Origin of the sequence: Acidovorax sp. 22279 (genome assembly GCF_052045435.1) — a bacterium.
GTDB classification, from domain to species: domain Bacteria; phylum Pseudomonadota; class Gammaproteobacteria; order Burkholderiales; family Burkholderiaceae_C; genus Acidovorax; species Acidovorax delafieldii.
In genome coordinates this window covers 150,013-162,118 of sequence record NZ_JBQEOV010000008.1, presented here as the reverse complement: position 1 = coordinate 162,118, position 12,106 = coordinate 150,013, and the positions used below count along the sequence as shown (strand labels likewise).

The following is a 12,106-nucleotide window of genomic DNA, read 5'->3' as shown; positions in this document are numbered from 1 at the left end:
CTCAACCGCCCTTGGCCGGGGCCTACACCGCCATGTAGCGGCCCGGCCGGTGGTTCATGGCCAGCACCAGGTTGAGCGCCACGGCGCCCGCAATCGACCAGGCCACGCGCACGGGCTCCACCGTCCACAGGGCCAGCAGCACGATGCAGCAGTCCACCGCCATCTGCACCTTGCCTGCGCGCCAGCCGTAGCGGTCCTGCAGGTACAGCGCCGCAATGCCCACGCCGCCCAGGCTGCAGCGATGGCGGAACAGCACCAGAAACCCCGTGCCCGTGATCAGCCCGCCCGCAATGGCGGCATACAGCGGCTGCAACTGCGCGAACTGCAGCAGTTGCGACTGCAGCTCGGTCAGCAGTGACAACAGCAGCACCGCGATGAAAGTCTTGACGGTGAAGGCCCGGCCCAGCTTGCGCAGCGCCAGCCAGTAAAACGGCAGGTTGAGCACAAAGAAGATCTTGCCAAAGCCGATTCCCGTGGCGTAGTGCAGCAAAAACGCCAGCCCCGCCGTGCCACCCGTGAGCAACCCCGCGCTGGTGAAAAACGCCACCCCCACCGAGATCAGAAGCACCCCGGTGAAGATGGCCACGGCGTCTTCCGTCAGGCTGTGGGGCACGACCAGCGGGGCGGGGGCTGTGGGGGCGGCAGGGGAGCGGGATGGCATGGGCAAAGGGCAAAGGGATGAAGGCTGTGCTCGCGGCCCCCGGGGCAGAGGGCGGCGCACAGGCATGGGATTGGACCATGCAAGCCCCATGCCGGGCTTGTCGTGCGTCAACTTCCGGGTGCCAGCTTGCCATCGCGCCGGTCAACCGATCACTCCTGATTTGATAGCTGCCGGCGCATATGATTCAAGCGCTAGCATCGGGTTTTGGCTGAAATTGGGTGGCCGATAGGCTGGCAGCTGTCAACGCACCGTCGATCAGCTGCGTGATGTGCGGCTGCGGCGCCATGGGCGCCAGCGCACTGATCTGCGCCCGGCCCGTGTTGCCGATGGGCAGCCGCGCTAGCGCGTGGCCCAGGGGCACCAGTGCCAGCCGCAGTACCTGTCCGCCGGCCTCGCGCAGGTCGCGCAACTGCAGTGCGTAGCGCAGCATGGCGCTGTGTGACCGCCAATGCAGGGACAGCGTGGTCTGCCCCAGCACGTGCGCGGCCTCCAGCCAATGCCAGCGGGCGGCAGGCGGTGCCCCGGCATCGCGCGCAAACGCTGCCAGCAGGTGGTCGAATGCGCGCTCCCTCTGCAAGGGGTCAGCCATGGGTGCTGCAGCGTGGCGCGCCGCCAGCTGGCGCCAGCGCCGTTGTCGGTGCCGGTAGAACACCTGGGCAAACGCCGCGCTCAGGTGCGTCATCAGCCCGGGCAGGTGGCGCGCGACCACGTCGATGTCGTCGGTATAGAGCGTGCGGCCGTCTGGCAGCGGCTGCAGCGTGATGCGGTGGTCCCAGCGCCGCATCAGCGTGCCCTCGCCGTTGTCGCGCAGCGTGGGCCAGGCACCGGCCTGGGCAGATGGCTCGATGGAGATGCGCACGGTTTGGGAGCCCATGGGCAGCAGCCCCAGCAGCCGCATCTGCAACGGCAGATCACCGGGAGACCAGTGGGTGGGCCAGGGCGCGCCGCCAGGGCGCTTGAACCGCACCAGAGGCGCCGTGACGTGGCGGAACACTGATGTGCTTTGCAGTTGCGCAGCCACCCATTGGGGCGGTGCATGGAGCGGAGTGGACAGGCGTACGCGCATGGATCAGTGCCCGTGTGCTGCGGGGGCGCCGGCGGTGCTGGCCAGCTCCTGCCGCGCGTGGCGGATCACGCTCCAGCCGCCGCTGATGGCCAGGCCCGCCATGACGGCCGCCACCGCCAGGTCGGGCCAGGCCGTGCCCGTGCCCAGCACCCCCAGCGCGGCCGCCATCACGGCCAGGTTGCCCAGCGCGTCGTTGCGGGTGCACAGCCACACGCCACGCATGTTGGCGTCACCCTCGCGCCAGGCGTAGAGCAGGGCGGCCACACCCAGGTTGGCCGCCAGCGCCAGCAGCCCCACGCCACCCATGGTGAAGGGCTCGGGCGGAACCCCTTGCCACACCCCCCAGGCCACCCGGCCGATCACGAACACGCCAAACGCCAGCATGCTGGCGCCTTTGAGCAGCGCGGCGCGTGCACGCCAGGTCAGCGCCATGGCCAGCACCCACAGCGACAGGCCATAGTTGGCCGCATCGCCCAGAAAGTCGATGGCATCGGCCAGCAGCGACGCCGAGCCCGAGTGGGTGCCCGCGCCCAGTTCCACCACAAACATGGCGGCGTTGACGACGAGCGCAATCCACAGGATGCGGCGGTAGCGCGGGTCTGCGCTGGCGGGGACATCGTGGCTGTGGCCGGGGGCGCTGTGGTCGTGGTGGCCGTGATGGCAATGGGCGGACATGGTGTTTTCTCCTGGCGGTTTTGGAAAGCGATGGCATCATTGGAAACCTTAAAGTCACTTGAAGGTCAAGCCCATGGACCCCCACGCTGCACAGTTCCGCATTGGCGAGGCCGCCCAGCAGTCCGGCGTGTCGGCCGCCAACATCCGGTACTACGAAAAAGAGGGGCTGCTGCCGCCCGGTGCGCGCGGCGATAACAGCTACCGCCTGTACAGCAGCGCCGACGTGCACCAGCTGCGGTTTATCCGCCTGTGCCGCGCCATGGACATGTCGCTGGACGAGGTCAGGACCTTGCTGGCGCTGGACTGGGACAGCAAGACCGACTGCCATGCCGCCTGCGACACGCTGGATGCACACCTGGTGCATGTGCGCACGCGCCTGGCCGAGCTGCAGGCGCTGGAGGCCGACCTGCAGGCGCTGCGCAGCCGTTGCGATGGCGCGGACGCCACCTGCCACATCATCGAAGCGCTGCATGCGCGGGCTGACGCGCAGCCCGTGGGCGTCAACGCCCCTCCCGGCCAGGGCAAGCGCCATGTGTGAGCAGTTGTTGTACGGCGTGGCTGCGTGTGTGCTGTTTGCTATTTAATTAATAGCTGCTTGGGCATATGTTTGTAGCGCTACCGCCCGAAAATGGCCCAAATATCTCCAGAAGCCTGCCATGGGCTGCCCTGGCGCATGCCCCCGCTATGATCCGCCCATGATCTCGCGCCTTCCCGGCCTCTCCCTGCCCGAACGTGTGTGGAACACGGCGCGGCGCTGGGCGGTGGCCTGGTGGCGCATCCTGTACCTGGGCGCGGTGGTGCTGGTGCTGGTGTTGTCGCCGTCCAGCTACGGCAAGGGCACCCGCCGCGCGCTGGCCCGGCACCTGTACCTGGACACCGCGCCGGTGCTGCTGGGCTTCACGGTGCTGGCGGCGCTCATCAGCCTGGTGCTCACGCGCATTGTGGTGGTCACGGCGCTGAGCTACGGGCTGTCGCGCTATGCGCTGGAGATGGTGATCCGCGTGCTGGTGCTGGAGCTCATCCCGCTCACAGCCGCCTTGTTTGTGGCCATGCGCTGCACCATTCCCAACGGCTCGCAACTGGCGCACCTGCGGCTCACGGGCCGGTTCGAGGCGCTGCGCCGCCAGGGCTCCGACCCAGTGCGCATCGAACTGCTGCCCCGCGTGATTGCCGGGGTGTTTGCCTGCGTCACGCTGGCTGCGCTCAGTTGCGTGGTGGCGCTGGTGCTGGCGTACCTGGGGGTGTACGGCTTCAACATGGCGGGGCTGCCGAGCTACACGCGCATGTTCGGCCAGGTGTTTTCGCCCAGCGTGACCATGATGTTTGTGCTCAAGACCCTGTTCTTCAGCCTGGCCGTGGCGCTGATCCCCATGGCTGCCGGGCTGTATGACAGCGGCGAACGCACCCAGCCCGACTCGGAACTGGGCGGCCTGGCCCGCATGTTTGCGGTGCTGCTGCTGATCGAGGTGGCCTCGCTCATGGGCAACTACTACTGATGGCCCGCGCCGGTCGCACCCACCCGCATAAACCCACGACATGAACGACCATCCTCCTCCCCCATCGCATGGCCCCGCCGGGGCCGACGCGCCTCCGGTCGAGACCCTGCGCCCGGTGGCCTATCTGGAACTCAAGGCTGCGGCGCTGCTGCTGTTCACCCTGGCCCTCATCGTGGGTTCGGGCCTGTACCTGCTGTATGCGCGGGGTGCTTTTGAGCCCACGCAGACGCTGGTGCTGACGGCCGATGACTCCGAAGGCGTGGTGGTGGGCATGGACATGACCTTCTCGGGCTTTCCCATTGGCCGCGTGCGGCGCATCGAGCTGGCCGAATCGGGCAATGCCCGCATCCTGGTGGACGTGCCCCGCAAGGACGCGCACTGGCTGCGCGAGTCCAGCGTGTTCACGCTGGTACGCGGTCTGGTGGGGGGCACCAACATCCGGGCGTACTCCGGCATCCTGACCGACCCCGCACTGCCCGATGGCGCCGTGCGGCCGGTGTTGCGCGGGGATGCCACGGCGGAGATCCCGCAGCTCATGGCCACCGCGCGCGAGCTGCTGACCAACCTGAACGCCCTGACGTCGCCCGACGCCGCGCTGGGCAACACCCTGACCAACGTCAAGGCCCTCACGGAGCGCCTGAACGGGCCGGGCGGCGCCCTGGGCGTGCTGATGGGCAACGAAGCCGACGCGAAGAAGATTGTGGCCACGCTGGAGCGCACCAACGCGCTGCTGGCGCGCCTGGACGGTATGGCCGCCCGCGCCGACAAACAGGTGTTTGGCAGCGAGGGCAACAAGGACGCGCTGGTGCCCGAGGTGCGCGCCACCGTGGCCCAGCTCAATGGTTTGTTGTCCGACACCCGCACCAGCCTCAAGAAGGTGGATGCCGTGCTGGTGGAGGCCCAGGCCATTGGCGCCAATGCCCGCGAAGCCACGACGGACCTGGGCGCGCTGCGCGCCGAGGTGGAAAGCAATCTGCGCAAGGTGGAAAGCCTGGTCAACGAGATCAACCGCAAATGGCCCTTTGCACGCGACACGGAGCTGAAGCTGCCATGAACCCCTCTGCTGCACCTCGTTTGCGGGCTGCATTGCGGCTCCTGTCCATCGGCTGTGCCTTCGCATTGGCTGCGTGTTCCAGCCAACCCCCGGTGCCTGACTGGCAGATGAACGCCCAGGGTGCGTCCCAGAAGGCCATCGAGGCCTACCTGTCCGGCAACGCGCGCGTGGAGAAGCTCGAATGGGACCGGGCCCGCGCCGAAGTGGCGCGCACGGGGCGCCTCGATCTGCTGGCGCGCCTGGAGCTGATGCGCTGCGCGGCCCAGGTGGCGAGTCTGGTCACCGAACCGTGCGAGCGTTTTGAGGCCTTGCGCGCCGACGCCGCTGCGCCCGAGCAGGCCTACGCCGACTATCTGGCGGGCCGCGTGCAGGCCGGCCACGTGGCCCTATTGCCACCGGCGCAGCGTGCGGTCGCCACGGCAGGCAACGCTGCCACCTTGGCAGGCATTGCCGACCCCCTTTCGCGCTTGGTGGCGGCGGGCGTGTTGTTGCAGACGGGGCACGCCAGCCCGGCAGTCATCGCCACAGCCACCGATACCGCGTCGGCACAGGGCTGGCGCAGGCCGCTGATGGCATGGTTGCTGCTGCAGGTGCAAAGGGCAGAGGCTGCTGGGGACACTGCGGCAGCCGATGCGTTGCGCCGTCGCGTGGGGGTGGTGGAGCAGTCGGGGTCTACGTCTCGATAGCGTTGGCCGCCACGCTAGGGAGGATGCAGGTAACGAGCCGTGGCGCGGGCAAAAAGCTGCCCCAGTTGCTTCAGCAACCGCCACTCAAGCCATTAGCCAGGCCGCCAGAAGCTGCATTGCCGCTGCTGGTGGCGTCGTCAGCGCAGGCGAGCCTGCAACTGGGTCTCGATGTCGTCTCGCTCCATGGCGAACTGCTGGGGGCTGATTTCGTTGGACTCCAGCTTGCGGGCCACAGACAGCAGCAGCACCGTGTTTTCGAGACGTGTGTCTTGTTGCAGGGAGGGGGGCAGGGCGGTCAGGCGGTCAAAGCTTTGCTTGTAAAGCTCGCTCCAGCTCATGGCCCCTGCCTGGGCCTGGGCCCTGGCACCGTCGTACCAGCGCGAGAACTCGTCCAAGGCGTTGTCGCGGGGACTGGAACAGCCCGCCACAGCGGCCAGCAACACCATCGAACCCCAGAATTTCGGGGAGTGAATCAAGGAAAAACGGTTTGCAGAGATGCGAAAACGTGTGGTCACGATCGTCCTCCATTCCAGAATGCCACCGAAAAGTCCCGGTGTGCAGCGCCGAATGGTACTCCGATGCTATGCTTTTTGCTACTGTGTTGCTGTTTGGACCCACACGCGCTGCAGCGCAGCGCCAGCCACTTCTGCACGCATCACAACTCAGTGGTCCAGAAAGCTGGTGGACAAAATCTGGTCGAGCCCGGTAAGCCCGTGCGACATCGAATCCACAGACTGCACGGCCACGTCCGGCATCAGCAATGACACCGCCGCCAGCACTGCCAGCACCACGGTTCCGATGAACGCTATCAACGCGCGCGCTCCCGGCGGTAAGGAATGGCGTTTCATGGTGAAGTCCTTTTGAAAAAAGGGGTGGGGGCCGCAATGACCTCCCGGTGCAACCTCAATGGCTGCTGGCTATGATTTCAGCAAAGTGCCGCAGTTCCGCGTGTAAGACAAGTGCCATAACAGGGCTCCATGGGCAACTGTTACGGCCTGTTGCCTTTACAAACCTGCCAGAAACGTTCCGCGCCCTGCAAGCGTCCGGACGTCCGGTTCAGGGCCTTGAGTTGGAGGCGGATGGAGTGCCAGGCGGACGGATTGCAGAGGGCTCCTGTGGAGCCGTCCAGCGGTCATCGCGGCATGCATAGACCAGGGCTCGGGCGTCTGAATCCAAGCGGTGATCTGGGCAATGGCCTCCTGCTCGATGCCAATGAAGCCGCGCCAATGTTGGCCAGCACCCTCATCACCGATGGGGGTTGGCGACGCCATGGACCACCATGAGCTTTTTGACCGGCGCCCGCGCCAGCTCTCTCAGAATGGCGGGCGTATCGCTGGCCTGGCAGTGTCTGCAGCCGTCCCTGGCATGGTGGTCGACCAGTACCGGGACCTGTATGGCCTGCAGGTCCTGTGTGGGCACTGCACCCGGTGTGCTCCTGCGCACCACGCTGGAGGTCAGCCCCAGCCCCGCAATCGCTGGGTCGTTGACATGAATGGCCATGGCTGTCGCAGACACTGCCATGCGCCGAGCGGGGCGCAAAGTCGCTGATGTTCAGCCCAAAGCGCCGGGGTCCTGTGTGCAAAAAGCCAGCCCCCACAACAAAAAACCCAGGTGACCGGAATCACCTGGGTTGATATGTGGCGGAGAGGGCGGGATTCGAACCCGCGGTGGGGATTAGCCCACACACGCTTTCCAGGCGTGCGACTTAAACCGCTCATCCACCTCTCCGGAGCCCTCGATTATAGCCACAGGATTGGGTGCATTCCGGTCACTGATCGGTATCGCCTGAAAATTTCAGTGGGCCGACACGTTGTCAGCCTGTCTTTTGGGATGTCTGCACCATCTTCATCGCCGAGCCGATCAGCGCCGAAACCTCGGTCATGTTGCTGGGCACGATGAGGGTGGTGGTGGCGTCCGACGCGACTTGGCTGTAGGCATCCACGGCTTTTTCAGCCACCTTGAGCTGCACGGCCTGCTCGCCGCCGGGCTGGCGGATGGCTGCGGCCACGCGTTCGATAGCCTGGGCGTTGGCTTCGGCCACGGCCTTGATGGATTCGGCCTCGCCCTGGGCCTTGTTGATGACGGCCTGTTTTTCGCCCTCGGAGCGGGCGATGAAGGCCTCGCGCTCGCCGGTGGCGATGTTGATCTGCTCCTGGCGGCGGCCTTCTGAGGCGGCGATCAGTGCGCGCTTCTCCCGCTCCGCAGTGATCTGGGCCTGCATGGCGTGCAGGATTTCCTTGGGCGGGGTCAGGTCCTTGATTTCATAACGCAGCACCTTCACACCCCAGTTCAGGGCGGCTTCGTCGATGGCCTGCACCACCTGCGCGTTGATGATGTCGCGCTCTTCGAAGGTCTTGTCGAGTTCGAGCTTGCCGATGACCGAGCGCAGAGAGGTCTGCGCCAGCTGGGTCACGGCCATGATGTAGTTGCTCGACCCATAGCTGGCGCGCATGGGGTCGGTGACCTGAAAGTACAGGATGCCGTCCACCTGCAGCTGCGTGTTGTCGCGCGTGATGCAGACCTGGCTGGGCACATCGAGCGGAATTTCCTTCAGGCTGTGTTTGTAGGCGACCTTGTCCACAAAGGGGATCAGAAAGTTCAGCCCGGGAGTCAGCGTGCCCGCATATTTGCCCAGGCGTTCCTTGACCCAGGCGTTTTGCTGGGGCACGACCTTGACCGAGCGGGCGATGAAGATCACGGCAATGATCAGGATGACGATGGCAATTTCCATGGGAAGCCTTTCTTGGGTGATCGACAGGGAGTCTTCGGTGTTTACAGCGGGTCCACCAGCAAGCGGTTGCCCACCAGCTCGGCGACGCGATGCATGCCAGTAGACGGGGTGACGCCGGGGCGGTGCATGGCCGTCCATTGGGCGCCCCGGTACTTCACGGTGGTGGTGCCGTCGGGGCTCCAGCTTTCGATGAGGATGGTTTCGCCTACGTCCATGTTGACGCTGCGGTCGGCACGTGCAGACGGATCGCCGGGGCGCTTTCTCCGCAGCAGGTAGCAGGCCACGACGGCCCCGCCGCCGACGATGGCGGCCGACACCATCTGCATTGCGGACGCCAGGCCCAGGTGGGCGGCCAGGGCGGCGGCTACCAGCCCCAAGGCCACCATCAGCAAATAGAACGTGCCGGTGAGCAGTTCTGCCACGACCACGGCCCCTGCTGCCAGCCACCAGATGGTGGATGCCTCCATGTAGAACCTCCTTGTGTGGTTGTGTTTAGTGCACCACATTCTGGGTCAAAAGGATGGCAGTTCAAAGGCGCGTCAACGTTATTCCTTACACTTCGCGCCTATTTCGTTTTTTGGCCGGGCAGGCCACGGCTCCTTGGAGGCTGCGCATGAAGTTTCGCTTTCCCATCATCATCATCGATGAAGACTATCGTTCCGAGAACACCTCGGGGCTTGGCATTCGTGCGCTTGCACAGGCCATTGAGGCCGAGGGCTTTGAAGTGGTCGGGGTCACCAGCTATGGCGACCTCTCGCAGTTTGCGCAGCAGCAAAGCCGCGCCAGTGCCTTCATCTTGTCCATCGACGATGAAGAATTCTCCGAGGGCGAAGGGCTGGACCCCATCGTGCTGAGCCTGCGCAACTTCATTGGCGAAGTGCGCCGCAAGAACGCCGAAGTGCCCATTTATGTGCACGGTGAGACCAAGACCAGTCGCCACCTGCCCAACGATATCCTGCGCGAGCTGCACGGCTTTATCCACATGTTCGAGGACACCCCCGAATTCGTGGCGCGCCACATCATCCGCGAGGCCAAGAGCTACCTGGAGAGCGTGCAGCCACCGTTCTTCAAGGCGCTGCTGGACTACGCCGAAGACGGCTCGTACAGCTGGCACTGCCCTGGTCACTCCGGCGGCGTCGCGTTCCTGAAGAGCCCCGTGGGCCAGATGTACCACCAGTTCTACGGCGAAAACATGCTGCGCGCCGACGTGTGCAACGCGGTGGAAGAGCTGGGCCAGCTGCTGGACCACAACGGCGCCATTGGCGAGAGCGAGCGCAACGCCGCGCGCATCTTCAATGCCGACCACTGCTTCTTTGTGACCAACGGCACGTCCACATCCAACAAGATGGTGTGGCACCACACTGTGGCGCCCGGGGATGTGGTGGTGGTGGACCGCAACTGCCACAAGTCCATCCTGCACAGCATCATCATGACCGGGGCCGTCCCGGTGTTCATGAAGCCCACGCGCAATCACTTCGGCATCATCGGCCCCATCCCGCAAAGCGAGTTCGAGCCCAAGGCCATCGAGGCCAAAATCAAGGCCAACCCGCTGCTCAAAGGCGTGGATGCCAAGAAGGTCAAGCCCCGCGTGCTGACGCTCACGCAGTCCACCTACGATGGCGTGCTGTACAACACCGAGACCATCAAGGGCATGCTCGATGGCTATGTGGACAACCTGCACTTTGACGAGGCCTGGCTGCCGCACGCGGCGTTCCACCCGTTCTATGGCAGCTACCACGCCATGGGCAAAAAGCGCACGCGCCCCAAGCATTCGGTGACGTACGCCACACAGTCCATCCACAAGCTGCTCGCCGGTATCAGCCAGGCATCGCATGTGCTGGTGCAGGACTCGCAGACCACCAAGCTCGACCGCCACCTGTTCAACGAGGCCTACCTGATGCACACCAGCACCAGCCCTCAGTACAGCATCATCGCCAGCTGCGATGTGGCCGCCGCGATGATGGAGCCGCCCGGCGGCACCGCGCTGGTGGAAGAAAGCATTCTGGAGGCACTGGACTTTCGCCGTGCCATGCGCCAGGTGGAGGAGGAGTTTGGCAAGAACGACTGGTGGTTCAAGGTCTGGGGCCCTGAAAAGCTCACCGACGAGGGCATTGGTCGCGCAGAAGACTGGATCATCCGCAGCGACAGCAAGAGCAAGAAGGGCAGCAAGTGGCACGGCTTCGGCCAGCTGGCTGACGGCTTCAATATGCTGGACCCGATCAAGTCCACCATCGTCACGCCGGGTCTGAGCCTGGACGGCAAGTTCGACAAGACCGGCATCCCCGCGTCCATCGTGACCAAGTACCTCGCCGAGCACGGCGTGGTGGTGGAGAAGACGGGCCTGTACAGCTTCTTCATCATGTTCACCATCGGCATCACCAAGGGCCGCTGGAACACGCTGCTGACTGCGCTGCAGCAGTTCAAGGACGACTACGAGAAGAACCAGCCCATGTGGCGCATCCTTCCCGAGTTCTGCCAGCAGCACAAGCGCTACGAACGCATGGGTCTCAAGGACCTGTGCCAGCACGTGCACGAGATGTATGCCAAGTACGACATTGCACGCCTGACCACCGAGATGTACCTGTCGGACCTCACGCCCGCCATGAAGCCCTCGGACGCGTACGCGCACATCGCGCACCGCACCACCGAGCGTGTGGAGATCGACCACCTGGAAGGCCGCATCACCGTGGGCCTGGTCACGCCGTACCCACCTGGCATTCCGCTGCTGATTCCGGGCGAAGTGTTCAACAAGAAGATCGTGGATTACCTCAAGTTTGCGCGCGAATTCGCCAAGCTGTGCCCCGGTTTCGAGACCGACATCCACGGTCTGGTGGAAGTGGAAGACGAGAACGGCCAGGTGCGCTATTACGCCGACTGCGTGGCAGAGCAAGGCAAGACCGGCAAGAACCCCAAGCCACTGGCGACGGCCAAGAACCTGGTGCAGGTGGGCGACGACGGCCCGTACGGGCGCAACGTGTAAGCACGTCTTGGCGCTGGTGTGTGGGTGCACCAGCGTCTCAAAAATCGCTCCCCCGGCTTGGCTGGTGGAGCGATTTTTTTATGCGCTTGAATCCGTTGTGGTGTTGAGGTCGTATTGACTATCAGCCGCGTGATTCTCATGCGGTGACTGTCTTCACAAACCACTCAGGAGATCTTCATGACCCTTCGATTCAACGCCCGCCTTGCCACCATCGCTCTGACGGCTGCCATGGCAGCTGCCGCAATGCCTGCCATGGCGCAGGTCATGGTGGGCGGTGCGCCCATGCTGGCCAGCAAGGACATCATCGACAACGCCGTGAACTCCAAGGACCACACCACCCTGGTGGCGGCGGTCAAGGCGGCAGGCCTTGTTGAGACGCTGAAGGGTCCCGGTCCGTTCACCGTGTTTGCGCCCACCAATGCGGCGTTTGCCGCATTGCCCGCCGGCACGGTGGACACGCTGCTCAAGCCCGAGAGCAAGCCCACCCTGACCAAGGTGCTCACCTACCACGTGGTGGCGGGCAAGTACGACGCTGCTGCGTTGTCCAAGATGATTGCTGACGGCAAAGGCATGGCCAGCCTCAAGACGGTGGCGGGCGGTACGCTCACCGCCAAGGCCAGCGGCAATGCCGTCATGGTGACGGACGAAAAGGGCGGTACGGCGACGGTGACGATTGCCGACGTGTACCAGTCCAACGGCGTGATCCACGTGGTGGACAAGGTCCTGTTGCCGAACTGATTGCGCAACTGATGGGAGG

At 64.8% G+C, this 12,106-nt stretch carries 14 protein-coding genes and 1 tRNA gene; 6 read left to right on the top strand and 9 right to left on the bottom strand.

Translation table 11 applies throughout. From position 1 onward, the window contains the following. Window positions 1-22: 22 nt before the first annotated feature. The 3 genes from ACTJKQ_RS12505 to ACTJKQ_RS12495 all read right to left on the bottom strand — a co-directional run bounded on the left by ACTJKQ_RS12505 (window position 23) and on the right by ACTJKQ_RS12495 (window position 2,402). Window positions 23-661, bottom strand: coding sequence for a YitT family protein (locus ACTJKQ_RS12505; protein WP_056746596.1), 639 nt, complete (start codon window positions 659-661; stop codon window positions 23-25). Window positions 662-845: 184 nt separating this feature from the next. Then, entirely contained in the window at window positions 846-1,727 is an 882-nt protein-coding gene (locus ACTJKQ_RS12500) for a DUF3703 domain-containing protein (RefSeq protein ID WP_440596987.1), read from the bottom strand. Window positions 1,728-1,730: 3 nt separating this feature from the next. Then, window positions 1,731-2,402 (bottom strand): cation transporter, encoded by a 672-nt coding sequence (locus tag ACTJKQ_RS12495; RefSeq protein WP_440596986.1) that lies wholly within the window; start codon window positions 2,400-2,402, stop codon window positions 1,731-1,733. Between the two features lie 73 nt (window positions 2,403-2,475). On the opposite strand from ACTJKQ_RS12495, the gene ACTJKQ_RS12490 reads away from it, so the two are divergent. The 4 genes from ACTJKQ_RS12490 (at window position 2,476) to ACTJKQ_RS12475 (ending at window position 5,638) form a co-directional block, all read left to right on the top strand. Continuing rightward, window positions 2,476-2,940: a Cd(II)/Pb(II)-responsive transcriptional regulator gene (locus ACTJKQ_RS12490; RefSeq protein ID WP_056065109.1), complete on the top strand. Its 465-nt coding sequence runs from the start codon at window positions 2,476-2,478 to the stop codon at window positions 2,938-2,940. 157 nt (window positions 2,941-3,097) lie between these two features. Then, window positions 3,098-3,898, top strand: a complete 801-nt coding sequence (locus tag ACTJKQ_RS12485) for an MlaE family ABC transporter permease (protein WP_440596985.1) — start codon at window positions 3,098-3,100, stop codon at window positions 3,896-3,898. Between the two features lie 40 nt (window positions 3,899-3,938). Next, window positions 3,939-4,952, top strand: a complete 1,014-nt coding sequence (locus ACTJKQ_RS12480) for an MlaD family protein (RefSeq protein WP_440596984.1) — start codon at window positions 3,939-3,941, stop codon at window positions 4,950-4,952. Next, window positions 4,949-5,638 carry a hypothetical protein gene (locus ACTJKQ_RS12475; protein ID WP_369882129.1) on the top strand — a complete coding sequence of 230 codons (690 nt, stop codon included), beginning with the start codon at window positions 4,949-4,951 and terminating at the stop codon, window positions 5,636-5,638. The genes ACTJKQ_RS12480 and ACTJKQ_RS12475 overlap by 4 nt, the downstream gene beginning before the upstream one ends. A 137-nt stretch (window positions 5,639-5,775) precedes the next feature. Here the strand turns inward: ACTJKQ_RS12475 and ACTJKQ_RS12470 are convergent, their stop codons facing one another. From ACTJKQ_RS12470 to ACTJKQ_RS12445, 6 genes are all read right to left on the bottom strand, one after another. Continuing rightward, window positions 5,776-6,153 (bottom strand): hypothetical protein, encoded by a 378-nt coding sequence (locus ACTJKQ_RS12470; protein WP_082565025.1) that lies wholly within the window; start codon window positions 6,151-6,153, stop codon window positions 5,776-5,778. A gap of 147 nt (window positions 6,154-6,300) precedes the next feature. Continuing rightward, on the bottom strand, window positions 6,301-6,486 hold the full coding sequence (locus ACTJKQ_RS12465) for a hypothetical protein (protein ID WP_056064060.1): 186 nt from the start codon (window positions 6,484-6,486) through the stop codon (window positions 6,301-6,303). A 397-nt stretch (window positions 6,487-6,883) separates the two neighbouring features. Then, a complete protein-coding gene (locus ACTJKQ_RS12460; protein WP_440596983.1) occupies window positions 6,884-7,159 on the bottom strand; it encodes a hypothetical protein in 276 nt (91 codons plus the stop codon). Between the two features lie 117 nt (window positions 7,160-7,276). Continuing rightward, window positions 7,277-7,366, bottom strand: a tRNA-Ser gene (locus tag ACTJKQ_RS12455). A gap of 85 nt (window positions 7,367-7,451) precedes the next feature. Continuing rightward, entirely contained in the window at window positions 7,452-8,369 is a 918-nt protein-coding gene (locus tag ACTJKQ_RS12450; protein WP_440596982.1) for an SPFH domain-containing protein, read from the bottom strand. A 41-nt stretch (window positions 8,370-8,410) separates the two neighbouring features. Then, window positions 8,411-8,836 (bottom strand): NfeD family protein, encoded by a 426-nt coding sequence (locus tag ACTJKQ_RS12445; protein ID WP_099730573.1) that lies wholly within the window; start codon window positions 8,834-8,836, stop codon window positions 8,411-8,413. 146 nt (window positions 8,837-8,982) lie between these two features. On the opposite strand from ACTJKQ_RS12445, the gene ACTJKQ_RS12440 reads away from it, so the two are divergent. Both ACTJKQ_RS12440 and ACTJKQ_RS12435 read left to right on the top strand, forming a co-directional pair. Beyond that, on the top strand, window positions 8,983-11,349 hold the full coding sequence (locus ACTJKQ_RS12440) for an arginine/lysine/ornithine decarboxylase (RefSeq protein ID WP_056064046.1): 2,367 nt from the start codon (window positions 8,983-8,985) through the stop codon (window positions 11,347-11,349). A gap of 177 nt (window positions 11,350-11,526) precedes the next feature. Further along, window positions 11,527-12,087 carry a fasciclin domain-containing protein gene (locus tag ACTJKQ_RS12435; RefSeq protein WP_015014682.1) on the top strand — a complete coding sequence of 187 codons (561 nt, stop codon included), beginning with the start codon at window positions 11,527-11,529 and terminating at the stop codon, window positions 12,085-12,087. Window positions 12,088-12,106: the final 19 nt, after the last annotated feature.